The following is a 26,126-nucleotide window of genomic DNA, read 5'->3' on the forward strand; positions in this document are numbered from 1 at the left end:
CCATTCGCTATGGCTGTAGGCATGAGGTGCAAAGCATGAAAGGAATTCGAGCGCTGTTGGCGGCCTCGCTGACGACCCTGAGTCTGTCGGCGTCGCTGCCGGTCTCGGCCGCCCAGGCGCCGATTCATTTTGCAGACCTGAACTGGGAAAGTGGCAGCCTGATCACCGAGGTGCTGCGGGTGATTGTCGAAAAAGGCTATGACCTGCCCACCGACACCTTGCCCGGCACCACCATTACCCTGGAAACCGCCCTGGCGAAAAACGACATCCAGGTGATCGGCGAAGAATGGGCCGGCCGCAGCCCGGTGTGGGTCAAGGCCGAGGCTGAAGGCAAAGTGGTGGGCCTTGGGGATATCGTCAAGGGCGCCACCGAAGGCTGGTGGGTGCCGGAGTACGTGGTCAAGGGCGACCCTGCCAAAGGCATCAAGCCCCTGGCGCCGGAACTGCGCAGCGTGAAGGACCTGGCGCGTTACAAGGACGTGTTCAAGGACCCGGAAGCGCCGAGCAAGGGCCGTTTCCTCAACAGCCCGATTGGCTGGACCTCGGAAGTGGTCAACAAACAAAAGCTCAAGGCCTACGGGCTTGATGACAGCTACGTGAATTTCCGCAGTGGCTCGGGTGCCGCGCTGGACGCCGAGATTGCCTCGTCGATCCGCCGGGGCAAACCGGTGCTGTTCTATTACTGGTCACCTACGCCGCTGATGGGGCGCTACAAACTGATCCAGCTGGAAGAGCCGCCATTTGATGCCGAGGCGTGGAAGACGCTGACCGATGCAGACAATCCTGACCCGAAACCTACACGTTCCCTGGCTTCCAAACTGAGCATTGGTGTGTCCACACCGTTCCAGAAAGAGCATCCGCAGATCGCCGAGTTCTTCGCCAAGGTCGACTTTCCGATCGAACCGTTGAACAAGGCGCTGGCCGAGATGAGCGAGAAGCACAGCCAGCCACGTGAAGTTGCCCAGGCGTTTCTCAAGGATCATCCGGAAGTCTGGAAGGCGTGGCTGACTGAGGATGTGGCCCAGAAGGTCGAAGCCAGCCTGAAGTAACACCGATATAACAGCCCGATTGAGATCAAAAATGTGGGAGCGGGCTTGCTCGCGAGCGCGGTGTGTCAGTCGCCAGATGCAGTGACTGGCACACCGCATTCGCGAGCAAGCCCGCTCCCACACTGATCTCATTCTTGCCTTGGAACTTGCCGGGCTTTAGAACTTCGTCTGCACCGCCAGCTCAAACGTCCTCGGCGACCCGAGGTAATACGCCGGCGACACATGGGCAAACTCGGCATACACCTCATTGGTCAGGTTGCGCACCCGACCCGTCACGGAGGTGTGCTGATCCACCTTGTAGGTCAAAAACGTCCCAAACAAGGTATACGCCGGCACCGTCAGGGTGTTGGCATTGTCGGCGTACACTGACGCCACATACCGTGCATCCACACCCCCTTGCCAATCCTCCGCAAAGTCATAAGTCAGCCACAAATTACCCACTTGCCTGGGCACATTGGTCGGCGTGTTGCCCTTGCGCGACACCACGGCGCCGCTGGCAGTTTTCTCGTTGAAGTCCTCGTACTCGGCATCGACCCAGGCGTAGTTGCCCTCCAGCAATAGCTTGGGCGTGACCCGCAACGAATTGGCCAGTTCGATACCCTTGGACGTCTGCGCGCCCACCGGAATGCTGTTGGTCGGGTCCTGCGGGTCGGTGACGGCGAAGTCCTTCCGTTCGATCCTGTAGGCAGCGACGGTGGCCGAACCGCGACCGTCGAGGTAGTCGAACTTGCTGCCCACTTCCCACTGTTTGCCGGTGGACACGTCGAACACCTGGGTGGTGCTGCTCGGCTGTTCGGCGGCGGTGCTGTATTGCACGTAGACATTGGCTTGTGGAATGAACTGATACGTCAGGCCGATGCGCCCGGTCACCGGCTCCCAGCTGCGCTTGACGTGCCGGGGATTGCTGGCAGTGATGTCCCGGTGGTTGGTGACTTCAAGGTCAATCGCGTCGTAGCGCAGGCCCGTGAGCAGCGACAGTTTGTCGGTCAGGCCCAGGCGGTTTTCGACGAACAACGCCTTGGTGGTGACGGCGTTGGTCTTGTCCGGGTCGAAGCCGGGCTTGGTGCCGGGAAGATCATAGAAATGCCCTGGATCGTAGTTGTTCGGATCCACCGTGTTTTTGGCGGATACGTTCAACGGGTTGTTGGTGGTGCTGTTGACCTTGTACTCAAAGCCGCCCGACCAGGTCGTGCTCAAGCCGAAGAACGTGTCGTCATGGCGCAGCTCGAACTGGTTGCCGTTCTGCTCACCCTGATGTCGCACCTGATAGGCCGTCGAGCGATTCACCGCGCTGTTATCGGCGTTGTACTGGTAGGTTTCCAGGTTGCGATAGTCGCGCTGGCTGTCGAGGTGATAGAGGGTGTTTTTCAGGGTGGTGCTGTCGTTGATCCGGTAGTCGATGATCGAGCGCACCCAGATTGTGCGTTGCTCATAACGGCCGTCGGCCACGTTGTAGTTGTTGAAGCGGTTGTGCTTGTCGATCTTCAACTCGCCGGACTTCGGGTTGAGCACCGGCGTGCCCCAGTAGGGGCTGTCTTCGTGTTCGTCCTGGTATTCCAGGGCCAGGGTGTGGGACAGGTTCGGGGTGAAGTCACTCAGCAGGGAAAACGCCACGCTCCAGGCATCGCGCTGTTGGCGATCGATATAGGTGTGGTTGGTGTTGCGGCTCACGTCCAGGCGCGCGTAATGCTGGACGTCGGCGCCCGGCTCGGTCAGGGCGTGGTTCAGGCCGAAGGCCATCCCGGCGGTGTCGTAGCTGCCATACGTCAGTTGCCCTTCGGCGGCTTGTTCCTCACGGGTGGCCAGCTTGGTCACGTAGTTCAGTGAACCACCGACGGAACCGGCACCGTTGATCAGCGAAGAGGGGCCACCGACCAATTCGACCCGGTCATAAATCCACGCATCCACCGGGCGAGCCAGGCCGCCGGACACCGCGACGCCATTGAACATCTGGGTAATCTGGCTGCTGGTGAAACCCCGATAAGAGATAAAACCGCCAAACCCCGGCGGCGCGCTGGCGTTGACCCCGGGCAGGGTATTGGCCGCGTCCTGAAACGTCTTGGCGCCTCGGCGCTCGATGTCATTGCGATTGGCAATGCTGATGGACGCCGGAGTTTCCCGCACGCTCAGCCCCAGGCGCGAGGCCATGCCGCTGGACTGATCCAGGGCCAGGCCGGCATCGCCGGGTTGCTCGCCATCAATGGTGGTCGGTGCCAGCTCAATCGCCCAGGTGCTGACAGGCAGGCAGCCGAACAGGCCCGCCAGAAGGGGTAAATGTTTCATGGTTGAATCCTGAAAAACATGGCTTGAAAACAACCCACAGCCGTCCGCACTCCCGCTGGAGGCAGCCGCATGGGCCAATCAAAAAAGCGCAGGTATCAGGCGAGGGCGGGCGGGGCGCGCGGATTAGCCGCAGGCCAGGTGAAGCGGGCAGGAACGTCAGCGCTGGCAACGATGGCCGGCGGCGGCGCATGGGGTTGCGGCAGCACCGCCACATTGAGGCTGGAGTTGAGCGCCGGGCCCATGCCGCCGGTGGAGCACAGCGGGCAACCGAAGGCCTTCGAGAGCGTGGGCAGGGATTCATCGGTGGACTTGTAAGGCGCCGGGGCCTGGGTGCGCGGGTCCACCGTACAGAACTGGCCGCCGATGCCATTGAGCTGCATCCCGACCATTTGCCCATGACCAATGCTGCAGGCGAACACATTGAACAGGACGCAGCAGTAGAGCATCCAGGCAATGAGCGAGCAGTCGGTACGGGCGAGTTTCATGGGGCGGCACTTTATCATCAGCCGCCGACGAATTGCCTGCAAAAAATCTCAAGAGGGCTATCCTCTTCCGGACTTTTCGAAGGATATCCAGCCATGAGCTTTTTTGTCGCGCGATGGATTGTCGGGGTTTTTGGCTTCATCAGCCTGGTGCATTTGTACTGGGCAGCCGGTGGCAAATTGGGCGTTACCGCAGCCATTCCGCAGCTGCCGGGTGAGTTCGCCAGCGGCCCACGGCCCGCGTTCAAGCCGTCGGCACTGGGGACGCTGTTGGTGGGCGTGGGGTTGGTGGCGATTGCGGTGTTGGTGTGTCTGCGGGCCGGGCTGTATTTCGAGCCGGTGCCCAACCATGCGTTGCAGTGGGGGATCAGTGCAGTGGCACTGGTGATGTTTGCCCGGGCGATTGGGGATTCGGAGCTGGTGGGTTTTTTCAAGAAGGTCGGCGGGTCGCGGTTTGCGCGGCTGGATACGTTTTTTTACTCGCCGCTGTGTCTGGTGTTGGGGGCGGGGTTGTTGGTGGTAGCGTGGAGTTGACAGGCTAAAAAATAAAACCACAAAAACCACATAAGCAACAAATCCAACTTGACACTCGCCCACCGCGAGGCGTTTATTGACGTACCCATGGACTTTTCGTAGACGTCCCAGGATACTCAATGAACACAGATGCCTCGTCGTCCTTTATGCCCAGCGTGCTAGACGCGGCCGACCGTATCCGCCAAGGCACACTCACCCCCGTGCAATTGGTCGAGCAAAGCCTCGAAGCCATCAAAACCCACAATTCCACATTGAATGCCTTTGGCGACGTCTACACCGAATCCGCGCTGGAGCAGGCGAAAATCCTGACCGCCGAAGCACAGGCCAACCAGTTTCGCGGTCCGCTCCACGGCATCCCCTTCGGCATCAAAGACCTGTTCTCCACCGCCAACCTGCGCACCACTCGCGGTTCGCTCACCGGCCTGGACAACGTCCCCACACAAGACGCCCCGATCATCCGCCGCCTCAAAGAGGCCGGCGCGATCATCCTCGGCAAGACCGCTACCACCGAATTCGGCTGGACCGGCGCCAGCACCTCCCGGGTCTTCGGCAACGGCCGCAACCCGTGGAACCCACAACTCACCAGCGGCGGCTCCAGCTCCGGCTCGGCCATCGCCGTGGCGGCACGTATGGTCCCGGCTACGCTGGGCTCCGATGGCGGCGGTTCGGTGCGTATCCCCGGTGCCTTCTGCGGTGCATTCGCCCTTAAAGGCTCCCTCGGGCGCATCCCCACCTGGCCCTGGTCCGCCACTGAGATGCTCAGCCACGCTGGCCCGATCACCCGCACCGTGCGCGACAGTGCGTTGCTCTTCGATATCCTCTCTGGGCCCGACCCATTGGATCACCAGGCTTTGCCCGCGCCGACCGAGTCCTACCTGTCGCGCTGCGACCAGCCGTTGGGTCCTTTGCGTGTGGCGTACTGCCCGACCTTGTTCGAGACGCCCGTGGACCCGGTCATTGCCGCTACCGTGGAAGCGGCGGTGCATTACCTCGCCGACGAGCTGCCGGCTACGGTCACCACCCTGACCCTGGACTGGCAAGACCCGCTGGCCACCTTCGAAACCCTGTGGGTTGGCGGGCGCGGGATCGCCTACGGCAAATCCCTGGCCGATCGCCTCGACCAACTGGACCCAGGCTTCGCCGCACTGATCAAACGTTCCGCCGATTACGACTTGGCGGCCTACCTCAAGGCCGTGCAACAACGTGCACTGTTCGCCAATCAGGTACACGCGTTGTTTAACGACTACGACGTGTTGCTGATGCCGACGATGCCGATTCTGCCGTTCGCCGCCGACCGGGTTGCCCCCGAGGGCTGGCCAGGGGAGGAGGGCGCAGTGCCCTGGGCACGCTGGACGCCGTTTACCTACCCGTTCAATATCACCGGCAACCCCGCCGCCAGCCTGCCCTGTGGCTTTAGCCCGTGCGGTTTGCCGATTGGCTTGCAGGTGATCGGCCGGCGTTTTGCCGATGCCCAGGTGCTGCAATTCTGCGCAGCCGTGGAAGCCATCGCCCCGTGGGATCAGCACCTTCCCCCGATGCTGAATCCCTGATTGATTGCACCCGGAGTGAGCTCAACAGAAGCCCGCCCGTGATAAACGCTTTGTGTTGTCCTGCCCTTTCACACCCTGATGAGTGAGAGGTACCCCGTGACCCTGTCCATGGCCGTATTACGCTCTATGCTCCCTGCTGGACCGGCTTGCGCCGCGTCTCGCCGTGGGTCGCGCAATACCGCCCGCCTGAACCTGCCCTGGAATACCTCTTTTATGCTCAACCAGCCACGTCTCGACGAAATCATGCTCCTGCTCACCCAACACCAGCGCGTCAAGGCGTCGGACCTTGCGCAGACGCTGTTCGTCTCCGAAGAAACCATCCGCCGCGACTTCAAGTACCTGGAAGAAGCCGGCAAGCTGCGGCGTATCCACGGTGGCGCGATCCTGCCGCGGCTCAACGAAGAACAGCCGCTGCAAGTGCGCAGCCGCATCAAGCCCCAGGCCAAGACGCGCATCGCGGTGTGCGCGGCGAAGCTGGTGAGCGAAGGCATGGTGCTGTTTCTCGACACCGGCACCTCGACCTTGGCCCTGGCCCAGCAACTGATTGGGTTCAGCCAGTTGCGCATCGTCACCAACTCCCTGGACATCGCCCGCCTGATCACCGAACAAAGCGCCAACCAGGTGCTGGTGGTGCCTGGCGATGTACGCCGCAACGACAACGCGCTGATTGGCGCCCACACCCTGGAATTCGTCCGACAGTTCCACTACGACATTGCCTTCATGGGCATCGGCGCTGTCGACCTGGAGCTGGGGTTCATGGACTACCAGGAACCCGAGGCGCTGCTGCGCCGAGAGCTGACCAAACACAGCCTGCGCAGCGTGATCCTGGCCGACGACGCCAAGTTCGGCCACCGCACCTTTATCAATACGCTGCCGTTCAGCGCCGTCACGACCCTGGTCACCAATCGTGCGCCGTCCGGCGATTTTGCGACCCGCCTGGAGCAAGCCCATGTCGACGTCCTTTACCCCTGAGTTGCTGTCGCCCAGTGAACAGGACCTTGCAACCTTCGAGGCGCTGTTCCGCGATACCTCAGCCATCGGCGCGACTCAGGCCGGTGGGCTGCATCGCCTGGCGGCCTCGGCCGAAGACGGCGCTGTGCGCGACTTGTTCGCGGCCTGGCTGGCCGAACGCGGCTTTGAAGTGCGCGTGGATGCAGTGGGTAACCTGTTCGGTTTGATGACCTTTAACCCAGACGCGCCCTACGTGCTGTGTGGCTCGCACCTGGACAGCCAGCCGAGCGCCGGGCGTTTTGATGGCGTCTACGGTGTGTTGGCTGGCGCGGTCGCGGTGGCCAGCGTTGCCCGGCAGTTGCGCGAGCGCGGCGAAGTGCCGGCGTGCAACCTGGCGGTGGTGAACTGGACCAACGAGGAGGGCGCGCGCTTCCAGCCCAGCCTGATCGGCAGTAGCGTGTTTACCGGCGACCTGTCGCTGCAAGACGCCTGGGCCTGCCGCGATGGCGACGGCATCAGCCTCAAGCATGCGCTGCAACAGATCGGTTATCTGGGGGAGGGCCGGGTGGAACTGAACGTTGCCGGTTACGTGGAGATCCACGTCGAACAAGGTGACGGCCTTGAGCGCGACGGCCTGGCCATCGGTGTGGTCCGCGACACCTGGGCGGCCCTCAAGCAACGGATTCGTTTTATCGGCGAACAGAACCACACTGGCCCTACGCCCATGACCGCGCGCAAGGATGCCTTGCTGGCCGCCGCCCACGCGATCACCGCTGTGCGGGCCGAAGCCGACCTGCACGGGGCACAACTGCACAGCTCGGTGGGGCGCCTGGAGATTTACCCCAATTCCCCCAACGTGGTGCCCTCCCGTGTAACGCTGCACGTCGAGTACCGCTCCCCGGACACGGAGTTGCTGGCCGCCGCCGGTGAGCGCCTGGACGCCAGTCTCAAGGCCACCGCCAGCGCCACGTCTACGGACTACAGCATCGAAAGTCGCGCACTGCGTGAACCGACCCACCTGCACCACGGCTTTTCCGAACTGGCCTACAGTGTTGGCCAGCAACTGGGCTTGCCCATCGGCAACAGCGTCACCGTCTCAGGCCACGACGCCATCAGCCTGAGCCGGCATTACCCGGTGTGCCTGCTGTTTATCCCAAGCAGCAATGGCGTGTCCCATAACGAAGCGGAGTTCACCACCGAGGAGGACATGCGCAACGGTTTGCACATGCTGACCGCGTTGTTGCACCGCGCCTGTTCCACCCCCAACGCCTACCGCTGAGGTCTGCCATGTCGAGTCGTTTGCAAGCAAAGTCACGGCTGCTGGGCGCCCTGGAGGCCGCCGGTTTGTCCGCCCATGTGGTGATCGAAGAGGGCGCCGCCGGGATTGCCTCGCCGGTGCGGCTGGCCACCGAGTGGACCGGCTATACCGTCACCGCGCCATGGGGGCGGTGTTACGCCAAAGTCTTGCATGACGACATGCGCGCGCTGATCGACATCGAACGCACCGCCCGCGCCACCCAACTGGCGGCGGATTGCGACGTGACGCCCGGCGTGCGCCTGGTGGATGCGGCGGCCGGCGTGTTACTGCTGGATGCCTTGCCCGCCAACGAATGGCGCTGGGCACGCCTCGACGAATTGATGCAGCCCCAGCGTCTGCAAGCGCTCTGGGCCCTGAAGAAACAACTGCACGCCGGCACCTCGCCGGGCTTCACCCGCTCGCCGCTGCAAGATATCCAGCACCTGCGCGAGCTGTGCGTGCGCTACAGCGTGGCCCTGCCTATTGACCACGCCTGGATCAGCACCTGCATTGACCTGGCCTGGACCTCCTTGCAATTGAGCGCCAGCGACTCGGTACCGCTGCACGGCGACGGCGTGGCGAGCAACGTGATGATCGGCCCCGACGGCGCCTTGCAACTGATCGACTTCGACTACGCTGGCTGCGGCGATCCCTGGTACGACGTGGCCATCAGCCTCAACGAGCTGTATGTCTTTGAAAGCGATTGGCGCGAAGGCATCCATGCCTGGGCCGGCGAATGCCGTGAAGGCGATTATGCCCGCTGTCGCTTGTACGCCTTGATCAACGATTGGTACTGGACCCTGTGGGGCCTCTGGGTCGGCGCCACCTCGGCGCGGCCGTTGGAGTTCTCCAAGGTTGGGCAATGGACGCTGTTGCGTTGCCGCCAGAGTCTGCAAGACCCACGGTTTGAAGGTTGGCTACGTCAGGTACAGGAGGGGCAGGCATGAAAGCGTTAGGTGAGGCGTGTACGCCACAAGAGTGTCAGCTGGAAGCGGCGGTGCGCGGGGTTGCCAGTTGGGGCGGCAGCGGCATTCGTTATGAACCGGTCAGCGGCGGGATTTCCAACACCAACTGGCGGGTGGAAGTGGCCGGGGTCGACACCGCGTATTTCTTCAAGGTGCCGGGGGTGGGCACCGAGATGTTTATTGACCGTCGCACGGCCCACGACGCCAGCCTCAAGGCCGCGCAAACCGGCTATGGCGCGCCGGTGTTTGCCTTTCTTGAAGAGTTTGGCGTGGAAGTCTTCGAGTTCATGGAAGGCTGGCGTGCCTCCTCCAACCATGACTTCCTCGACCGCGACGTGCGTCATAACGCGCTGCACGCCCTCAAGGCCTTCAACGACCAGCCGCCGTTGGTGCAGACCAAAACCGTGTTCGACATGATCGCCGAGCACCAGCGCCAGGTGGAGCAACTCAACGGCTGCAAGCCCGCCGACGACGCGTGGCTGCGCCGCCAATGCGACCGCGCCCGGGGCGTGCTGCAAGCCTCCGGCATGGATTTGGCGCCGTGCATGAACGACACCCTGGCGGGTAATTTCATGCTCAACGACCGTCGGCAGATTCGCCTGGTGGATTTTGAATACGCCTCCAACAACGACCGGCATTACGAACTGGCGCTGTGGTTCGGCGAAATGTTTTTCACCGATGAAATGGAGCTGGCCCTGATCGAAGACTACTTCGGCCAGGTTACTCCGCAGAACCTGGCACGCATCAAATTGCACAAGGCCCTGGCGGATATCAAATGGTCGACCTGGGCGATGGTGCAGCACGCGGTGTCGCAGCTGGATTTCGACTTCTACAAATACGGCACCTGGAAGCACATGCGTGCCCGCAGCATCATCAACGATTCGCAATGGGAAACCTGGCTAAGACAGGCTTGAGCCTGCGCCGTACAACAATAATGCATTGAATGAAGTCACTTGGGCGCTGATTGGTGCCTGCGTTTTCACTGCTTGATTTTTGTTTGATCACACAAAAAAACGATCCACAAATTCAAGGAGCACCCGACTCATGAAATCCGATAACGCGCCACCCGGACGCCTGAAAAGCCAAATTTTCGGTGTGTACTTTTTCCTGTTGCTGATGCTCGCCTTATTCCCGCCGTTCTATTTGAGCGTGAGCGGCAGTACCGCGTTGGTACTGGGCATTCCGTTGCCGATCTTCTACTGGATCGCCATTGCCGTCCTCGCAGGCCTTGGCCTGTGGGCGTTGTACGTCGCCGAGCTGAAGGCCGGCGAAATTCCCGAAGAGGGGGATGCGCAATGATCAGCACCACCAGCGATGCCCACCTCTTTATCACCTTCGGCGTTATCGGCCTGTTTCTGGCCGGGATGATCGCCGTGCTGTACGCCACCAACCGCGAGAGCACGAGTTTTTCCGACTACGCCGTAGGCGGGCGCTCCTATGGGCCGTGGTACATCGCCATGTGTTACACCAACTCCTGGTGGCCGGGCTCGACCTTTACCGCGTTTTTCGCCCTGACCATCGGCGGCGCCCTGGGCTTCTACGGCATGGTCTACGCCACCCTTGGCGTGACGGCGATGTACCTGATGGCCCGCCGCGCCTGGACATGGGGCCAGCGTTTCAACCTGCGCACCCAGCCGGACTTGCTCGGCATGCGCTTCAACAGCCCGGTGGTCAAGCGCGTCGCCTCGATCATCGGCATCATCTCGGTGTTCCCGTGGGTGGTGATGGGCATCCAGGCCTTGGCGATGCTGTTCCAGTTCGCCAGCTTCGGCCGCTGGGGCGTCACCACCTGCCTGATCGCCGGCGTAGTGGTAGTGCTGGTGCGCCAGTACTGGACCGTGAGCATGGGCATGCGCGGGCTGATCATGACCGATATGTTCCAGGGCCTGATCGCCTATGTCGTGTGTGCGGTGCTGTGTGTGTTCCTGCTGTTCGGCGATCAGGCGTCGTTCTCCAACCTGTCGCACCTGCCGGCCAAGATGTTGCTGATTCCCGGCGCCAGCGGCACCGGCTATGGCCCGCTGTATATGTTCAGCCTGATCTTCACCGGGGTGATCGGCTCGATGTGCTGGCCCATGAGCTTCCAGCGCATCTACACCGCCAGCGGTGTGAAGGCGGTGAAGAAAGGCACGCTGTACACGATCCTGCTGGTGGGTGGTTTCTACGGGATTCTGATGCTGTTTGCCGCGGCCATCAGCCAGGACCCGAACGTCATCGCGCACCCGCAACAAGGCTGGTTCCTGTCACTGTTCGACATCGGCGGGCCGTGGATGCTGGCGCTGGCCATCGTCATCGTACTGGCGGCGAGCATCGGCCACGTCGACGGCTGCGTGCAGGTATGCGGCACTCAGTTCGCCAACGACCTGGCCACCTGGAACACTCCGCGTACCGACCGGCAACTGACGCTGCTGGCCAAGTCCGGGATGGTGGTGTTTATCGTCGCCGCCTCGGTGCTGGCGTACCTGACCTTTGATTACGCGCGGCTGCAATTGCTGGCGCAGATTTCCTACCAGGGGATTATCCAGTTGGCGGTGCCGCTGTTCTTCGGGATCTTCAGCCGCCGCGGCAACAAGGAAGGCGCGATTGCCGGGATGCTAGCGGGGATTGTGGTGGCGATCGTGCTGACGACGATGTACCCGGACGACATTCCCGGGCTGGGGTCGTTGACCAGCGGGATCGTCGGGTTGGTGGTCAATGCGGGGATTTTTGTGGCGTGTGCACTGGCGATCAAGCCGAGCGCGGAGGAGAGTGCGCGGGTGGAGCAGTTGTTTGAGATGGCGGCGCCGGGTCGTAAAGTGCCGATGGGGGCGACGCCGGTCCTGAACTGAGCCCACCTCTCAAAAACCAATGAAGATCAACTGTGGGAGCTGGCTTGCCTGCGATAGCGATGTATCAGTGGCAGAGATGTTGACTGACACTCCGCTATCGCAGGCAAGCCAGCTCCCACAGTTTTAACCGTGTTCCTGATCAGAGTCCTAGTTTTGCCGCAGTCGCTTGTACAGGGTATTGCGGCTGACGCCGAGCTCCCTGGCCAGGTGAGAAATATTACCGCCCGCCGCCTTCAACCGCTGGGCAAGGTCCATGCTGTCGTCCAGCTTCTCACCGGCTGGCTCTGGCACCAGCCCATTCAAATCCACAAAAAAATCATCCGGCAAATGTTCCACCCGAATCGGCAGCTCTTCCGCCATGGCCAGCGCCACCTGCAACACGCTGCTCACCTGGCGTAGATTGCCCGGCCACGGATGCTGTTCAAACAAGGCCAGTACCTCGTTACTCAATCCGGCCCACTGCGTCGGCTCGCGATGCTGTTGCCACAGCTGCTTGAACAACGCCTGTTTATCCGTGCGCTCCCGTAGCGGCGGCAGCTCCAGGGTCAGGCCACCGATTCGGTAATACAGGTCTTCGCGAAAACGCCCGAGCTGTACCTGTTCGCGCAGCGAGCGGTTGGTGGCGGAGATGATCCGCAAATCCACCGGGTACAACTCGCTGCTGCCTACAGGCTGAACACAGCGTTCCTGCAACACCCGCAACAGCCGGGCCTGGGTCGGCAGCGGCATGTCGCCGATCTCGTCGAGGAACAGCGTGCCTTTATCTGCCTTGCGGATCAGCCCGATACTGCCTTTCTGGTTGGCGCCGGTGAACGCGCCTTTTTCGTAGCCGAACAGTTCCGACTCCACCAGTTCGGCGGGGATCGCTGCGCAGTTGACGGCGATAAATGCTTGTTGGCTGCGGGAACTGGCCTGGTGCAGGGCTTTGACGAACACTTCCTTGCCGACGCCGGTTTCGCCATGGATCAGCAACGGAATGTCCTTTTCCAGCAGGCGCTCGGCCTGACGCACGGCCTTTTCCACGCGGGCATCGCCGAAGTGCAGGGTCTTGAGACTGATGGCCGTGGGGCCGGATTCGCTGGGCTTTTTCGTTTCCACAAACACGCGAGCCTGCACTGGCGCCTGTTTCGGCCGTTTCAGCAGGCATTGGAAACGGTTGCGCCCGGCGGCTTGCAGCGAGAAGGGCAGGCCTTCGGGCTGGTTGAGCAGTTCCAGCAGCGACACCTTGAACAGGCTGTCGATCAACACCCGCGACAGGCTGATGCCCAGCAGGTTGTCAGCCCGGCGATTGGCCGACAGTACCTGGCCGCTTTCATCAAAAATCAGCAGCCCGGCCCATTGGCTGTCGAGATTGTTCAACCCGGTATTGAACGTCAGCTGGAAATGCTCACCGCGAAACAGGTTGAGGATCAGCCGGTTCTCGACGGTCTGGCTCATCATCTTGACCATGCCCAGGGTGTGGGAGGGCGGCAGGTAGCTGTCGCTGGACACATCCAGCACCGCGATGATTTCCCGCTGCGCATCGAAGATCGGCGCTGCCGAGCCGGTCATGAAACGGTTGGCCTTGAGGAAGTGTTCGTCGTGTTCGATATGCACTGCCTGGGCACAGGCCAGGGCGGTGCCGATGGCGTTGGTGCCGCTGGAACGCTCCATCCAGCTGGCGCCGGCGCTGAAACCATGGGCCAGCTTGGGTTCGATAAAACGTTGGGTGCCCCACGAAGTCAGCACCTGGCCCTGGTTGTCGGCAAGCATGATCAGGCAGTTGGAATTGCTGAGAATGTTTTCGTAGTAGGGCAGCACTTCCTGGTGGGTGGTCTGCACGAGGGAATGCTGGCTTTCGAGCAATTGGCTGACGCCGTCTGCGGGCAGTTGGTCGAAGCTCGGCGTGCTCTGGTGATCCAGGCCATAGGCCCGGCAGCGGCGCCAGGAGTCCTGGATGATGGCATCGTGCGCCAGCGGTGTGCTCATGGCGGTGACCCTTGCTTTATTGTTGTTCTGGGGTGCGGAAGGCCCGTTCAGTGTTGTTCAGAACTGTTCATTGTCAACCCGGCGGTTGTTCAGTTGTTCAGGTTGACCTGTTCATTTCTGTTCAGGGGCCCATCGCCTTTTTGTCTAACCCGTTGACCGGCCTGGGTTTTGGGTTGTTGGCACGGAACTCGCTCTGTGCTCTTGCCAGAACCATTCCAATAATAAAAAGGTCGTGTCATGTCATTGACCCTGGAGCACGTCACTCGCGTTGTCGAAGGCCAAACCTGGATCGACGACGCCAACCTGCGTTTCGAAGCCGGTTCCTTCAATGTATTGCTGGGCCGTACCCTGTCCGGCAAGACCAGCCTGATGCGCCTGATGGCCGGCCTGGACAAGCCCGACAGCGGGCGCATCCTGATGAATGGCGTGGACGTCACCCAGAAGCCGGTGCGCCTGCGCAATGTGTCGATGGTCTATCAGCAGTTCATCAACTACCCGACCATGACTGTGTTCGAGAACATCGCCTCGCCGCTGCGCCAGGCCGGAGTCTCTGCCGAGCAGATCCAGAGCAAAGTCCTTGAAACCGCAAAAATGCTGCGCATCGAGAAATTCCTCCAGCGTCACCCCCTGGAACTCTCCGGCGGCCAGCAGCAACGCACCGCCATGGCCCGGGCGCTGGTCAAGGACGCCGAGCTGATTCTGTTCGATGAACCCCTGGTGAACCTGGACTACAAACTGCGGGAAGAACTGCGCCAGGAAATGCGTGAGCTGTTCAAGGCGCGCCACACCATCGCGATCTACGCCACCACCGAACCCAACGAAGCCTTGGCCCTGGGCGGCACCACCACGATTCTGCATGAGGGCCGGGTGATCCAGAGCGGCAAGGCGGCCGAGGTCTATCACCAGCCGCAAACCGTGCTGGCGGCCGAGCTGTTTTCCGAGCCGCCGATCAACCTGATGCCCGGGCGTATCAGCGGCAATGAAGTGAGCTTCGCCAACTTCGTGCACTTCCCGCTGAACGTCGACTTGCGACCCATCGGTGAAGGCGAGTTTCGCTTTGGCGTGCGTCCCAGCCATATCAGCCTGGTACCGAGCAACGACGATGACCTGGAGCTGGCAGTGACCGTGGAAGTCGCCGAGATCAGCGGCTCGGAAACCTTCCTGCACGTGCGCAGCGAACACTTCCTGCTGGTGCTGCACTTGCCCGGGGTGCACGAGTACGACGTCGACGCGCCGATCCGCATCTATATCCCTACCCACAAATTGTTTGTGTTCGATGGCCAGGGACGTTTGGTTCAGGCCCCCGGCCGACGTGTCGCGAGGGTTGCCTGATGGCCGAGATCCATTTGCAGAACCTGGCCCACAGCTACAGCTCCAAGCCAAACGGCCCCGAGGACTACGCGATTCGCGAGATGAACCACGTCTGGGAGCAGGGTGGCGCCTATGCCTTGCTCGGGCCGTCGGGCTGCGGCAAGTCGACCTTGCTCAACATCATCTCCGGCCTGCTCAGCCCGTCCGAAGGCCAGGTGCTGTTCGACACCAAGGTGGTCAACGAGTTGACCCCGGAAAAACGCAACATCGCCCAGGTGTTCCAGTTCCCTGTGGTGTACGACACCATGACCGTGTTCGATAACCTGGCCTTTCCCTTGCGAAACCAGGGCATGGCCGAGGCGAAGATTCACAGCAAGGTGCAGGAAATTGCCGAGGTGCTCGACCTGCAGAACCTGCTGGGTAAAAAAGCCCGCAATCTCACCGCCGATGAAAAACAGAAAGTCTCCATGGGCCGCGGGCTGGTGCGGGATGACGTTTCGGCGATCCTGTTCGACGAACCGCTGACGGTGATCGACCCGCACCTGAAGTGGAAGCTGCGGCGCAAGCTCAAGCAGATCCACGAGCAGTTCAATATCACCATGGTCTACGTGACCCATGACCAACTGGAAGCCTCGACCTTCGCCGACAAGATCGCGGTGATGTACGGCGGGCAGATCGTGCAGTTCGGCACGCCCCGGGAGTTGTTCGAGCGGCCCAGTCACACCTTTGTTGGCTATTTCATCGGCAGCCCTGGGATGAATCTGATTGAGGTGCAGGCAGAGGCGGGCGGTGTGCGCTTTGCCGGGACACACCTGGCGTTGTCCGAGGCGTTACAGCAGCGCATTGGCGAAACCCCCTACAAGAAGCTGCAGGTCGGCATCCGCCCGGAATTTATCCATGTGTGGGATGAGCACAATCCCGACGCGCTACAGGCGCAAGTCACCCATGTCGAAGACCTCGGCACCTACAAGATCATGACCCTCAACCTCGACGGCGCCCCGTTGAAAGTGCGCCTGGCCGAAGACAAACCAGTGCCCGAGGGCCAGGCGTCCATCAGCTTTCCGGGGCAGTGGCTGATGGTGTATGCCGACGACTACTTGCTGGAGGTGCAGCCATGAACAAGGTGCAAAACAACAAGGCCTGGTGGCTGGTATTGCCGGTGTTCCTGCTGGTGGCCTTCAGCGCGGTGATCCCGATGATGACCGTGGTCAACTACTCGGTGCAGGACATCTTCGACCAATCCAGTCGCTACTTCGTCGGCGCTGACTGGTACAAACAGGTGCTGCTGGACCCACGCCTGCATGACTCGCTGCTGCGTCAGTTCATCTACTCCGCCTGTGTGCTGTTGATCGAGATTCCGCTGGGCATCGCCATCGCCCTGACCATGCCCACCAAGGGCCGCTGGTCGTCGCTGGTATTGATCGTGATGGCGATTCCACTGCTGATCCCATGGAACGTGGTCGGTACCATCTGGCAGATCTTTGGGCGTGCCGACATTGGCCTGATGGGTTCCACGCTCAACGCGATGGGCATCAGCTACAACTACGCCGCCAACACCATGGACGCCTGGGTCACGGTGCTGGTGATGGACGTGTGGCACTGGACGTCCCTGGTGGCGCTGCTGTGTTTCTCGGGGCTGCGGGCGATCCCGGATGTGTACTACCAGGCGGCGCGGATTGATCGGGCGTCAAGTTGGGCGGTATTCCGACATATCCAGCTGCCAAAGCTGAAAAGCGTGCTGCTGATCGCGGTGATGCTGCGCTTCATGGACAGTTTCATGATCTACACCGAGCCGTTTGTGCTGACGGGCGGCGGGCCGGGGAATGCCACCACCTTCCTCAGTCAGACGCTTACCCAGATGGCCGTAGGCCAATTCGACCTGGGCCCGGCGGCGGCGTTCTCCCTGGTGTACTTCCTGATCATCCTGTTGGTGTCCTGGCTGTTCTACACCGCCATGACCCACTCCGACGCCAACCGCTGAGGCCGCCAACATGAGCAAGCGCAAGCTGATCCCGCTGCTGGTCTACATCCTGTTCCTGCTGGTGCCGATCTACTGGCTGCTGAACATGTCCTTCAAGAGCAACACCGAAATCCTCGGCGGCCTGACCCTGTTTCCCCAGGACTTTACCTTTGCCAACTACAAGGTGATTTTCACTGACCCGAGCTGGTACACCGGCTACCTCAACTCGCTGTACTACGTCAGCCTCAACACGGTGATTTCCCTGAGTGTGGCGCTGCCGGCGGCCTACGCGTTTTCGCGCTACCGCTTTCTCGGCGACAAGCACCTGTTCTTCTGGCTGCTGACCAACCGCATGGCGCCACCAGCGGTGTTTTTGCTGCCGTTTTTTCAGCTGTATTCCTCCATTGGCTTGTTCGATACGCACATCGCGGTGGCCCTGGCCCATTGCCTGTTCAACGTGCCGCTGGCGGTGTGGATTCTCGAAGGCTTCATGTCCGGTGTACCCAAGGAGATCGACGAAACGGCCTACATCGATGGGTACAGCTTCCCGAAGTTTTTCGTGAAGATCTTCATCCCGCTGATTGGCTCGGGGATCGGCGTCACCGCATTTTTCTGCTTCATGTTTTCATGGGTCGAACTCTTGCTGGCGCGCACGCTGACCTCGGTGAACGCCAAGCCGATTGCGGCGGTGATGACCCGGACGGTGTCGGCCTCCGGCATCGACTGGGGCGTACTGGCGGCGGCGGGGGTGTTGACCATCCTGCCGGGCATGCTGGTGATCTGGTTTGTTCGCAACCACGTGGCCAAGGGCTTTGCCCTGGGCCGGGTCTGAGGAGTCGATGATGGAATGGATGGCCTGGACCACCCCGACTGCACTGTTCTTTGCCGCGATCGGCCTGCTGCTGGTGGGCATGACGACCTGGGAATTGCGTTCGCCGAGTATCCCCCGGCGTGGTTTGTTACCGATCAGCACCACCCGTGGTGATCGCTTGTTTATCGGTCTTCTCGGCAGCGCCTACCTTCATTTGTTGGTGATCGGCGTAACCGGCTGGAGCATCTGGGTGGCGTCCGCGCTGTCTCTGGTGTGGCTGTTGTCTGTGATGCGTTGGGGCTAGCTGCCCCTTTTGAACCCCAAAACCAGGAGGTCTCTATGTTCGATAAAAACAATAAGCTGCGACATAGCATTTCATTGGCGGCCGTGCTGGCGCTCAGCGGGCTCAGTGCTGCGGCCTGGGCGGATGCTTATGAAGACGCTGCGAAAAAATGGATCGGCAGTGAGTTCAAACCGTCGACCCTCACCGAAGCCCAGCAACTCGAAGAGCTGAAGTGGTTTATCAAGGCCGCGGAGCCGTTTCGTGGGATGAAGATCAACGTGGTGTCGGAAACCCTCACCACCCACGAATACGAGTCCAAGGTGCTGGCCAAGGCCTTCAGCGAAATTACCGGGATCAAGCTGACCCACGACCTGCTGCAGGAAGGCGACGTGGTGGAGAAGCTGCAAACCCAGATGCAGTCCGACAAGAATATCTATGACGGTTGGGTCAACGATTCCGACTTGATCGGTACGCACTTTCGCTACGGCAAGACAGAATCCATCACCGACCTGATGGCCAACGAAGGCAAGAACTTCACTTCGCCGACCCTGGACATCAAGGACTTCATCGGTCTCTCGTTCACCACCGCGCCGGACGGCAAGATCTACCAATTGCCCGACCAGCAGTTCGCCAACCTGTACTGGTTCCGCGCCGACTGGTTTGAGCGGGCGGACCTGAAAGCCAAGTTCAAGGAAAAATACGGCTATGAACTGGGCGTGCCGGTGAACTGGTCAGCCTATGAAGACATCGCCAAATTCTTCAGCGAAGACGTCAAGGAAATCGACGGCAAACGCGTCTACGGGCACATGGACTACGGCAAGAAAGACCCGTCCCTGGGCTGGCGTTTCACCGATGCCTGGTTCTCCATGGCCGGTGGCGGCGACAAAGGCCTGCCCAACGGCTTGCCGGTGGACGAGTGGGGCATTCGCGTGGAGGACTGCCATCCGGTGGGCTCCAGTGTGACCCGTGGGGGCGACACCAACGGCCCGGCGGCGGTCTTTGCCACGCAGAAATACGTGGACTGGATGAAGGCCTACGCGCCACCGGAAGCGGCGGGCATGACCTTCTCCGAGTCCGGCCCCGTGCCGTCCCAGGGCAACATCGCCCAGCAGATCTTCTGGTACACCGCGTTTACCGCCGACATGACCAAGCCGGGCCTGCCGGTGGTGAACGCCGATGGCACGCCGAAGTGGCGCATGGCGCCATCACCCGTCGGGCCTTATTGGGAAAAGGGCATGAAGAAGGGGTATCAGGACGTGGGTTCCTGGACCTTCCTCAAGTCGACGCCCGAGAAGCAGAAGCTGGCGGCTTGGCTGTACGCGCAGTTCGTGACCTCGAAAACCGTGTCGCTGAAGAAAACCATCGTGGGCCTGACACCGATTCGTGAGTCCGACATCAACTCCCAGGCCATGACCGACCTGGCGCCGAAACTCGGCGGGTTGGTGGAGTTCTACCGCAGCCCGGCCCGCGTGGAGTGGACCCCGACCGGCACCAACGTGCCGGACTATCCACGGTTGGCGCAATTGTGGTGGAGCCATATTTCGGAAGCGGCCAGCGGAGAGAAGACGCCGCAGCAGGCGCTGGATGGCTTGGCCAAGGATCAGGACGCGATCATGACGCGCCTGGAACGCTCCAAGGTGCAGCCGATTTGCGGGCCGAAAATGAACGAGGAACGGGACGCGCAATACTGGTTTGACCAGCCGGGTGCGCCGAAGCCTAAGTTGGCGAATGAGAAGCCACAGGGCGAAACCGTCAGTTATAACGAGTTGCTGAAGTCGTGGGAGGCGGCGCGCAAGTAACCCCGACGCAGCAGATCAAAAGGTGGGAACCCGGTTTGTGTGGGAGCCGGGCTTGCCCGCGATGCAGGCACCTCGGTCTGTCAGTCAGACCGCGGTGATGCCATCGCAGGCAAGCCAGCTCCCACATAAGCCCGGTTCCAACTTTGGTTTTAGGGTGTTTGTAAAAGGGGGGGCTACTTGGGATACAGCGGCGGCAAGCTGGTGCTATCCCCCGCAGGGTCCTGCTCACGCTCCGCCATCGGAATCGCCTTCACCGCCCGCCACAATTCCTCACCCTGCCAATACTGCCCGCTCTCGCTGTACAGCGCGCCGTTCAACCCGTCCAACGCATCTGACAGCGGCACAAACCGCGCGGCCATGTCCGCCAGGGTTTCCGGCTGCTGTCGCGCCCAGGCATCCAGTGCCTGACGCGTGGCCTGCGGGTCATTGGCCTGGCTTGCCCGCTTGAGGTCGTCCAGCAAGGTACGCGGGCTCGGGCCGGTTTGCGCGGCGCGCAAAATCGCCGGCTGCCAGCGTGCACGCCACCACAAACCGAAGCCCAGCAGGGTGGTGCAGGCCAGGATCAGGCTGGTCAGTTGCCAGATCCACAGGCTGTCATTGTCCGGCGCGGTGATCACCGTTGGGCTGGCCGGCGTGTCCACGATCAGGCTCGGATTGGTCGCCACTTGCAGGGTGCGCGCCGGCAGGCTGGTGCGTTCCAAGTGGTCTTCGTGGGTGTTCCACCACACCACTTCCACCGCTGGTAATTCCAGTGCGCCGACACGGTTGGGCACCAGGGCTTCGCGATCTTCGCGACTGCCGATCAGGCCACGGTCGTTGTTCTGGTTGCTCAGCACTGGCTGGTCCGGATAGCGGCGCAGGCCCGGGATGTCGCTCAGCGCCAGCGGCGGCAGTTGCGCGCCGGCCAGGCCTTCGGCTTTCAAGGTCAGGCTGCGGGTCAGGGAGTCGCCGACCTGTACGTGATCGGGCTCGGGGTTCCAGCTTTCCATCAGCGTCAGGCTGCGTGCCGGCAGCCAGGGAGCGTCGGCCGGGTACATTGCCGGCTTGGCCTTGACCGTCAGGGACAGCTCCGGCGAGCTGACGTGGATCAGTTTGCCGGGTTTGGAGCCTTGGGGGTTGTTGTCCTGGGCGGGCCGCGGCTCCACCAGGGTGGCGCTGAATGTCTGCGCCGGAATAGTCAACGTGCCGCTGTGCTGCGGGTAGATCGCATAGCGGGTTTCGATCACGCCATGGCGTATGCCGTTGATGACTTTCTCGTAGGTGCGCGATTCGCCCAATTGTTCGATGCGTGTATCGTCCACCTGCAACGGCGTGAGGCTGCTGTCGTCGTACAGCGACACCGAGTGGTAGACGCGCACGGTCAGCAGCGCCTGGGCCTGGACGTAGACACTGTCCTGGTCGAGGTTGGTTTCGATGAACACCGGGGCCAGTTGGGCCTCGGTGTTCTGGCTGACGGTCTCCACCACTTGCAGGGTGATCGGCTGGGTCTTGAGTTCGCCGATCTGCAAGGGCGGAATCACCACGGTGCCGTTCTCTTTGGGCAGCAGGGTGATGATCCAGCGGGTGGTGGCGTGGTTGTCGCCGCCCAGGGTGGTGAGCTGGTTGATCTGGCGTGTGCCGCTCACTTCAAACAGCGGGTCCAGGGGCGCCAGGTCCGGTTTGCCGAACAGTGTGACGTCGTTGGACTCCACCGTCAGTTCCACCGTCTCCCCGGAATTGATGCGGCTGCGGTCGACACTGGCCACCAGGCCGGCTGCCTGGGCCTGGCTGGCCCACAACGCGAGGGTGAGAAGAAGGGCGGTGCAGCGGTTCATCGAGTCTTGTCCTGATGTTGTTGCTGTTCGTACCAGAATTTGCGTCGCAGCAGCTCGCCGGGGTTGTCCGGGATCTGCCGCAGCCATTGTTCCAGGGCCTGGCGCTGTTCGTCTTCAATGTTGCCGTTTGCGGGGCGCAGGGGCGGGGTGGTGGTTTGCTCATCACCCAACTCGCTGCCGGGGACCTCGTTGCTGCCGGTGTGGGGCGTGGCCCCGGTTTGCGTGTCGGTCGCGCCGGGCTGGCCCTGGCCTTGGGACGTCTGCTCGCCACCGGTGGCGGTCTGGCTGCTGGCGCCCGGTTGCGCAGTCTGGCCGGGTTGCGTGGTTTCGTCATCCTCGTTTTTTGCCGGTTTGGCCGGCTCGGTTTTTTCCGGTTCCTGCTGCATCAGGCTTTCCACCAGCGCTTTGTTCTTCAGCGCCGGCTGCAAGTCGGGCTGGGCTTCGAGGGCTTGTTCGTAGGCGTCGATCGCCGCTTCCAGCTCGCCGCTTTTGGCCAGGGCATTGCCTCGATTGTAGTGGGAATAGGCGTCGCTGCCCTCGGCAAACCGTTTGGCGGCTTCGGCATAGTTGCCCGCTTCATACAGTGCGACGCCTTGCCATTGCGGGTCTTCGAAATGTTCGGCCGCTTCGGCCGGGCGTTTTTTCTTCAGCAGCAGTTGGCCCTGTTGGTCGGGGCGCAACCACAGGTCCTGGAAGTCGAAGGCATAGCTGGGCTGCGGCGCGCCCAACAGCAGCAGCGGCAAGAAGAACAGCCAGCCACGGCGCCCGGCGCAGGCGGCCAGCAGCAACAGCGGCAAGAGCAGCCAGTAACCCTGATCGGCCCAGGTGTCGAGGTGCAGCAGTTGGCCGTCATTGCGCAGGCTTTGCGGGCCGTCCAGCATCCCGAGGTGGCGCAGGTCCTTGTCGTCCAGGCGTGCCTGGCGGTAGAGGCCGCCCATTTCGCTGGCGAAGGCCTTGAGGGTCGGGCTGTCGAGACGCGGTACGAGAATTGCGCCTTGGGCGTCCTTGAGGAATTCGCCGCTTTCCTGGGTCACCGGGGTGCCTTCACGGCTGCCGATGCCGAGGATCGACAAGCTCGGCGCCTGGTTGCTTTGCAACTGCAGGCGAATGCCCTGGCGCTCCTGCTTGGACAGCGACGAGCCGATCAGCAGCAGTCGGCCCTGGCCGAGGCCGCCATGCTTGAGCAGACTCAGGGCTTTTTCCACCGCCAGGTCTGCGCGGTGGCCGGGCTCGGGCATGATCGAGGGGCGCAGGGCTTCCAGCAGGTTATGGCTGGTGGCCAGGTCGTCGGACAGCGGCACCAGCGTGTGGGCGCTGCCGGCGTAGACCACGATGGCGGTCTGCGCATCGCTGCGGGCCTGGAGCAAGTCGAACAGCTTGCGCCGCGCCTGTTCGAGACGGCTGGGCGGGCTGTCGGTGGCGAGCATTTCCGGGGTCAGTTCCAGCAACACCACCAGTGGGTCGGAGGGTTTCTGACTGGGCTGCTCGACGCGCTGCCAGCTCGGGCCGAGCAACGCCAGCACGGCTAGCAGCCAGGCGATGCCGAGCACCACCCACGGTGATTTGCTTTCGCGGCCACTGCCACCGCTGAGCAAGGCGGCATGGAACGCCGGAGGCAGAATCATCTGCCAGCGCCCGGCGCGTTTCTGGCGGTGCCACAACTGCCACAGCAACCAGCCGAGCAGCGGCAACAGCAACAGCCACCAGGGGCGGAACCAGTGCGGCCACAAGGCGATCATCGACGCCTCCGCAAACGCAGGCGTTTCAGGCGTTCGCGCCATTCAGGATTGGGTTGCAGGAAACGGCCCTTGCTGGACAGTTTGTTGAACAGCCGTTGCAAGGCGTTATCGGGCCAGCGTTCCTGGATCACCAGCAGCATGCTGAGGATCAGCGCCAAGGCCAGCGGCGCGCTGTACAACGCCTGGGCGGGGCGCGCCTGAGTCGGTTGCTGGGCCACGGGCTCAAGCTGGTCGAGGGTTTCCTTGACCTTTAGCAGTTCGTTGCCGTCGCGGGCGCGGAAGTAGCGGCCGCCGGTGGCCTCGGCGATGGCCTTGAGGGCCGGTTCGTCAAGATCCAGGCTTGGGTTGACGCCGAGGACGCCCAGGGAACCGGTTTCCTCGGGGTCTGCGCCGATGCCGATCGGGTAGATTTTCACGCCTTCTTCGGCGGCCAGGCGGGCGGCGGTCAGCGGGTCGATTTCGCCGGCATTGTTGGCGCCGTCGGTGACCAGGATCAGCACCCGGCTTTGGGCCGGACGCTGGCGCAGGCGCTTGAGGGCCAGGCCGATGGCGTCGCCAATCGCGGTGTTTTTGCCGGCGATGCCGATTCGTGCTTCATCCAGCCAGGTGCGTACGGTGCGTCGGTCAAAGGTCAGCGGTGCTTGCAGATAAGCCTGGCTGCCGAACAGGATAAGTCCCACGCGGTCACCTTCGCGGCCTTCCAGGAAATCCCCCAGCAGGTGCTTGACCAGGCTCAGGCGACTGACGTCTTCGTCTTGCCACTGCATATCGGGGAAGTCCATCGAGCCAGAGACGTCCACGGCCACCAGCAAATCACGGCCGCTGGCAGCAATGGGCAGCGGCTCGCCCAGCCATTCCGGGCGTGCGGCGGCGGTCAACAGCAGCAGCCACAGGAACACGAACGGCGCTTGCTGGCGCCATCCCGGCAGGTTGACCCGCGCGCGGCGGCGGGCCAGGCCTTCGAGGTCGCTGAGGAAGCTGACTTTCAGCGCCGGTTCGCCACTGTCGGCCACCGGCAGGATGAGGCGCAGCAACCACGGCAGTGGCAACAGGGCAAAGATCCACGGCCAGGCGAACTCAAACATGTTTGCGAATCCAGGTGTCGACCGCTTGGGTCAGCCCGGCGATGGCCTTGTCGTCGAGTTTGCATTCGGGCTTGTAGGCGCCTTCCACCAGCACCATCCAGCGGGTCAGTCCGGCAGCGGGGCAGCGGTTGTCGAGGAACGCCAGCCACTTGCGGCCGTTGAGGGTGTGGCTCTGGCTGTAGGGGTAGTCATTGCGGCACAGGCGTTTGAGCAGGCCGTTGAGTTGTTGCAGCCAGGCACCGGCCGGCGCGCCGTCGTACGGCTTGGGCATCAGGGCCAGTTCGGCGAGGGCGGCGATGCGCAGCGGGTCCAGGGGCTGCTCGGCACGGGCCAGCGGGCGCTTGGCCGGCAGGAAGCGGCGCAGCCACCACAGGCCCCAACCCGCCAGCGGGATGATCAGCAGCAACAGCCACCAGCCCGGCGCCGGCGGCCAGAAGCCGATCACGGGCGGGGCGATCAGGGGTTGCAGTTGGTCGAGGCTGCTCATTGCTTTTTAACCGGGCGTTGCGGGTTCAGGTATTCGCGCAGTTGCTCGACCATTTCACCCTGGGTACTCAAGGGCATCAACAGCACCCGCAGCTTTTGCGCGAGCAATTCCCAGCGTGCGCTGCGGGCTTCGGCCTGGGCTTTGTAGGCTTGGCGCAGGTCGAAATTCAGGGTGTCCAGTTCCAGCTGGGCGCCGCGCTCGGCGAAGCGCAGCAGCCCGGCGGCGGGCAGGGCGTGGTCCAGCGGGTCGGACACCGGCAACAGCAGCAGGTCGCAATGCCGCGACAACAGGCTCAGCTGTTGCTCGGCGCCTTCAGTCAGGGCGCGCTCGTCGCAGATCACAATGACCAGGCTGCCCGGGCGCAATACTTCCCGGGCACGGCGCAAGGCCATGCCGAGGGCGTCGGCTTCCGGGCGGCGCTCGGTATTGAGGCTCTGGTTGACCCGTACCAGACGGTTGAGCAGTTGCAGCAGGCTTTGCTTGCTGCGCCGGGGTTTGATTTCGTAGTGCTCGCTGTCGCCGAACACCAGTCCGCCGACCCGGTCGTTATGGCCCAGTGCCGCCCAGCCGATCAGGCTCGCCGCCTGGGCCGCCAGCACCGACTTGAACATCTGCCCCGAGCCGAAAAACAGCCGGCAGCTTTGCTCCACCATGATGAAGATCGGTCGTTCGCGCTCTTCATGGAACAGTTTGGTGTGGGGCTCCTGGGTGCGTGCGGTGACGCGCCAGTCGATGGTACGTACATCGTCGCCGGCCTGGTAGACCCGCACCTGATCGAAGTCGACCCCGCGCCCGCGCAGTTTCGAGTGGTGCAGGCCGATCAGCGGGCTGCGCTGGCTCGGCGTGGAAAACAACTGCACTTCTCGGACGCGATGGCGCATCTCGATCAATTCGCTCAAGGTGACACGGGTTCCATCGCCAGCGTTCATG

General features: G+C 62.3%; 23 protein-coding genes. 15 read left to right on the forward strand and 8 right to left on the reverse strand.

The features are described from left to right. Positions 1–35: 35 nt before the first annotated feature. A complete protein-coding gene (locus BLU46_RS29930) occupies positions 36–1,049 on the forward strand; it encodes an ABC transporter substrate-binding protein (protein ID WP_093209117.1) in 1,014 nt (337 codons plus the stop codon). A 156-nt stretch (positions 1,050–1,205) separates the two neighbouring features. Here the strand turns inward: BLU46_RS29930 and BLU46_RS29935 are convergent, their stop codons facing one another. Continuing rightward, a complete protein-coding gene (locus BLU46_RS29935) occupies positions 1,206–3,332 on the reverse strand; it encodes a TonB-dependent receptor (protein WP_063029383.1) in 2,127 nt (708 codons plus the stop codon). A 95-nt stretch (positions 3,333–3,427) separates the two neighbouring features. Continuing rightward, complete coding sequence (locus BLU46_RS29940; protein WP_093209121.1) at positions 3,428–3,817, reverse strand: DUF2946 domain-containing protein; 390 nt, start codon at positions 3,815–3,817, stop codon at positions 3,428–3,430. 93 nt (positions 3,818–3,910) lie between these two features. On the opposite strand from BLU46_RS29940, the gene BLU46_RS29945 reads away from it, so the two are divergent. From BLU46_RS29945 to BLU46_RS29980, 8 genes are all read left to right on the forward strand, one after another. Continuing rightward, positions 3,911–4,348: a DUF3995 domain-containing protein gene (locus BLU46_RS29945; protein WP_063029387.1), complete on the forward strand. Its 438-nt coding sequence runs from the start codon at positions 3,911–3,913 to the stop codon at positions 4,346–4,348. 119 nt (positions 4,349–4,467) lie between these two features. Beyond that, positions 4,468–5,898 (forward strand): amidase, encoded by a 1,431-nt coding sequence (locus tag BLU46_RS29950; protein ID WP_172834560.1) that lies wholly within the window; start codon positions 4,468–4,470, stop codon positions 5,896–5,898. A gap of 213 nt (positions 5,899–6,111) precedes the next feature. Then, positions 6,112–6,870 (forward strand): DeoR/GlpR family DNA-binding transcription regulator, encoded by a 759-nt coding sequence (locus BLU46_RS29955; protein ID WP_063029391.1) that lies wholly within the window; start codon positions 6,112–6,114, stop codon positions 6,868–6,870. Then, the gene (locus tag BLU46_RS29960) at positions 6,848–8,128 is read left to right on the forward strand and encodes a M20 family metallo-hydrolase (RefSeq protein ID WP_093209125.1); all 1,281 of its coding nucleotides are present in this window, start codon (positions 6,848–6,850) and stop codon (positions 8,126–8,128) included. Before BLU46_RS29955 ends, BLU46_RS29960 begins: the two co-directional genes overlap by 23 nt. A gap of 8 nt (positions 8,129–8,136) precedes the next feature. Beyond that, positions 8,137–9,093 carry an aminoglycoside phosphotransferase family protein gene (locus BLU46_RS29965; RefSeq protein WP_093209129.1) on the forward strand — a complete coding sequence of 319 codons (957 nt, stop codon included), beginning with the start codon at positions 8,137–8,139 and terminating at the stop codon, positions 9,091–9,093. Continuing rightward, on the forward strand, positions 9,090–10,025 hold the full coding sequence (locus BLU46_RS29970) for a choline kinase family protein (RefSeq protein ID WP_063029397.1): 936 nt from the start codon (positions 9,090–9,092) through the stop codon (positions 10,023–10,025). Before BLU46_RS29965 ends, BLU46_RS29970 begins: the two co-directional genes overlap by 4 nt. A 130-nt stretch (positions 10,026–10,155) precedes the next feature. Beyond that, positions 10,156–10,410, forward strand: coding sequence for a hypothetical protein (locus tag BLU46_RS29975; RefSeq protein ID WP_017479920.1), 255 nt, complete (start codon positions 10,156–10,158; stop codon positions 10,408–10,410). Continuing rightward, entirely contained in the window at positions 10,407–11,939 is a 1,533-nt protein-coding gene (locus BLU46_RS29980; protein ID WP_093209133.1) for a sodium:solute symporter family protein, read from the forward strand. Before BLU46_RS29975 ends, BLU46_RS29980 begins: the two co-directional genes overlap by 4 nt. A 147-nt stretch (positions 11,940–12,086) precedes the next feature. Here BLU46_RS29980 and BLU46_RS29985 read toward each other — a convergent pair whose 3' ends face one another. Further along, entirely contained in the window at positions 12,087–13,907 is a 1,821-nt protein-coding gene (locus BLU46_RS29985; RefSeq protein WP_093209136.1) for a sigma-54-dependent Fis family transcriptional regulator, read from the reverse strand. A 237-nt stretch (positions 13,908–14,144) separates the two neighbouring features. Here BLU46_RS29985 and BLU46_RS29990 point away from each other — a divergent pair, with 237 nt between their 5' ends. From BLU46_RS29990 to BLU46_RS30015, 6 genes are read left to right on the forward strand one after another with little or no spacing between them, the layout of a single operon-like run. Beyond that, on the forward strand, positions 14,145–15,239 hold the full coding sequence (locus tag BLU46_RS29990; protein WP_003218524.1) for an ABC transporter ATP-binding protein: 1,095 nt from the start codon (positions 14,145–14,147) through the stop codon (positions 15,237–15,239). After that, positions 15,239–16,336: an ABC transporter ATP-binding protein gene (locus BLU46_RS29995; RefSeq protein WP_093209140.1), complete on the forward strand. Its 1,098-nt coding sequence runs from the start codon at positions 15,239–15,241 to the stop codon at positions 16,334–16,336. The genes BLU46_RS29990 and BLU46_RS29995 overlap by 1 nt, the downstream gene beginning before the upstream one ends. Beyond that, the gene (locus BLU46_RS30000) at positions 16,333–17,199 is read left to right on the forward strand and encodes a carbohydrate ABC transporter permease (protein WP_003218527.1); all 867 of its coding nucleotides are present in this window, start codon (positions 16,333–16,335) and stop codon (positions 17,197–17,199) included. Before BLU46_RS29995 ends, BLU46_RS30000 begins: the two co-directional genes overlap by 4 nt. Before the next feature lie 10 nt (positions 17,200–17,209). Then, a complete protein-coding gene (locus BLU46_RS30005; RefSeq protein ID WP_003218530.1) occupies positions 17,210–18,010 on the forward strand; it encodes a carbohydrate ABC transporter permease in 801 nt (266 codons plus the stop codon). A 10-nt stretch (positions 18,011–18,020) separates the two neighbouring features. Further along, a complete protein-coding gene (locus tag BLU46_RS30010; protein WP_010173082.1) occupies positions 18,021–18,293 on the forward strand; it encodes a DUF2160 domain-containing protein in 273 nt (90 codons plus the stop codon). Positions 18,294–18,328: 35 nt separating this feature from the next. Beyond that, positions 18,329–20,071 carry an ABC transporter substrate-binding protein gene (locus tag BLU46_RS30015; RefSeq protein WP_063029401.1) on the forward strand — a complete coding sequence of 581 codons (1,743 nt, stop codon included), beginning with the start codon at positions 18,329–18,331 and terminating at the stop codon, positions 20,069–20,071. 173 nt (positions 20,072–20,244) lie between these two features. Here BLU46_RS30015 and BLU46_RS30020 read toward each other — a convergent pair whose 3' ends face one another. Genes BLU46_RS30020 through BLU46_RS30040 form a run of 5 tightly spaced genes read right to left on the reverse strand, consistent with a single transcriptional unit; the run spans position 20,245 to position 26,125 of the window. Next, positions 20,245–21,885 (reverse strand): BatD family protein, encoded by a 1,641-nt coding sequence (locus tag BLU46_RS30020; protein ID WP_093209145.1) that lies wholly within the window; start codon positions 21,883–21,885, stop codon positions 20,245–20,247. After that, positions 21,882–23,624: a tetratricopeptide repeat protein gene (locus tag BLU46_RS30025; RefSeq protein ID WP_093209148.1), complete on the reverse strand. Its 1,743-nt coding sequence runs from the start codon at positions 23,622–23,624 to the stop codon at positions 21,882–21,884. The genes BLU46_RS30020 and BLU46_RS30025 overlap by 4 nt, the downstream gene beginning before the upstream one ends. Beyond that, on the reverse strand, positions 23,621–24,709 hold the full coding sequence (locus tag BLU46_RS30030) for a vWA domain-containing protein (protein ID WP_063029404.1): 1,089 nt from the start codon (positions 24,707–24,709) through the stop codon (positions 23,621–23,623). Before BLU46_RS30030 ends, BLU46_RS30025 begins: the two co-directional genes overlap by 4 nt. Further along, positions 24,702–25,196, reverse strand: coding sequence for a DUF4381 domain-containing protein (locus BLU46_RS30035; protein WP_003218539.1), 495 nt, complete (start codon positions 25,194–25,196; stop codon positions 24,702–24,704). The genes BLU46_RS30030 and BLU46_RS30035 overlap by 8 nt, the downstream gene beginning before the upstream one ends. Continuing rightward, positions 25,193–26,125, reverse strand: coding sequence for a DUF58 domain-containing protein (locus BLU46_RS30040; protein ID WP_003218540.1), 933 nt, complete (start codon positions 26,123–26,125; stop codon positions 25,193–25,195). Before BLU46_RS30040 ends, BLU46_RS30035 begins: the two co-directional genes overlap by 4 nt. Position 26,126 lies beyond the last annotated feature (1 nt).

Source organism: Pseudomonas yamanorum, from assembly GCF_900105735.1.
GTDB lineage: Bacteria > Pseudomonadota > Gammaproteobacteria > Pseudomonadales > Pseudomonadaceae > Aquipseudomonas > Aquipseudomonas yamanorum.

Excerpts from the sequence above, each read along its gene's own strand:
- BLU46_RS30000 (WP_003218527.1), top strand. The coding sequence starts at position 16,333 with ATGAACAAGGTGCAAAACAACAAGGCCTGGTGGCTGGTATTGCCGGTG.
- BLU46_RS30020 (WP_093209145.1), bottom strand. The coding sequence starts at position 21,885 with ATGAACCGCTGCACCGCCCTTCTTCTCACCCTCGCGTTGTGGGCCAGC.
- BLU46_RS29975 (WP_017479920.1), top strand. The coding sequence starts at position 10,156 with ATGAAATCCGATAACGCGCCACCCGGACGCCTGAAAAGCCAAATTTTC.
- BLU46_RS30040 (WP_003218540.1), bottom strand. The coding sequence starts at position 26,125 with ATGAACGCTGGCGATGGAACCCGTGTCACCTTGAGCGAATTGATCGAG.
- BLU46_RS29930 (WP_093209117.1), top strand. The coding sequence starts at position 36 with ATGAAAGGAATTCGAGCGCTGTTGGCGGCCTCGCTGACGACCCTGAGT.
- BLU46_RS30030 (WP_063029404.1), bottom strand. The coding sequence starts at position 24,709 with ATGTTTGAGTTCGCCTGGCCGTGGATCTTTGCCCTGTTGCCACTGCCG.
- BLU46_RS29985 (WP_093209136.1), bottom strand. The coding sequence starts at position 13,907 with ATGAGCACACCGCTGGCGCACGATGCCATCATCCAGGACTCCTGGCGC.
- BLU46_RS30005 (WP_003218530.1), top strand. The coding sequence starts at position 17,210 with ATGAGCAAGCGCAAGCTGATCCCGCTGCTGGTCTACATCCTGTTCCTG.
- BLU46_RS30035 (WP_003218539.1), bottom strand. The coding sequence starts at position 25,196 with ATGAGCAGCCTCGACCAACTGCAACCCCTGATCGCCCCGCCCGTGATC.
- BLU46_RS30010 (WP_010173082.1), top strand. The coding sequence starts at position 18,021 with ATGGAATGGATGGCCTGGACCACCCCGACTGCACTGTTCTTTGCCGCG.
- BLU46_RS29995 (WP_093209140.1), top strand. The coding sequence starts at position 15,239 with ATGGCCGAGATCCATTTGCAGAACCTGGCCCACAGCTACAGCTCCAAG.
- BLU46_RS29945 (WP_063029387.1), top strand. The coding sequence starts at position 3,911 with ATGAGCTTTTTTGTCGCGCGATGGATTGTCGGGGTTTTTGGCTTCATC.
- BLU46_RS29965 (WP_093209129.1), top strand. The coding sequence starts at position 8,137 with ATGTCGAGTCGTTTGCAAGCAAAGTCACGGCTGCTGGGCGCCCTGGAG.
- BLU46_RS29960 (WP_093209125.1), top strand. The coding sequence starts at position 6,848 with ATGTCGACGTCCTTTACCCCTGAGTTGCTGTCGCCCAGTGAACAGGAC.
- BLU46_RS29950 (WP_172834560.1), top strand. The coding sequence starts at position 4,468 with ATGAACACAGATGCCTCGTCGTCCTTTATGCCCAGCGTGCTAGACGCG.
- BLU46_RS29955 (WP_063029391.1), top strand. The coding sequence starts at position 6,112 with ATGCTCAACCAGCCACGTCTCGACGAAATCATGCTCCTGCTCACCCAA.
- BLU46_RS30025 (WP_093209148.1), bottom strand. The coding sequence starts at position 23,624 with ATGATCGCCTTGTGGCCGCACTGGTTCCGCCCCTGGTGGCTGTTGCTG.
- BLU46_RS29980 (WP_093209133.1), top strand. The coding sequence starts at position 10,407 with ATGATCAGCACCACCAGCGATGCCCACCTCTTTATCACCTTCGGCGTT.
- BLU46_RS29940 (WP_093209121.1), bottom strand. The coding sequence starts at position 3,817 with ATGAAACTCGCCCGTACCGACTGCTCGCTCATTGCCTGGATGCTCTAC.
- BLU46_RS29970 (WP_063029397.1), top strand. The coding sequence starts at position 9,090 with ATGAAAGCGTTAGGTGAGGCGTGTACGCCACAAGAGTGTCAGCTGGAA.
- BLU46_RS30015 (WP_063029401.1), top strand. The coding sequence starts at position 18,329 with ATGTTCGATAAAAACAATAAGCTGCGACATAGCATTTCATTGGCGGCC.
- BLU46_RS29990 (WP_003218524.1), top strand. The coding sequence starts at position 14,145 with ATGTCATTGACCCTGGAGCACGTCACTCGCGTTGTCGAAGGCCAAACC.
- BLU46_RS29935 (WP_063029383.1), bottom strand. The coding sequence starts at position 3,332 with ATGAAACATTTACCCCTTCTGGCGGGCCTGTTCGGCTGCCTGCCTGTC.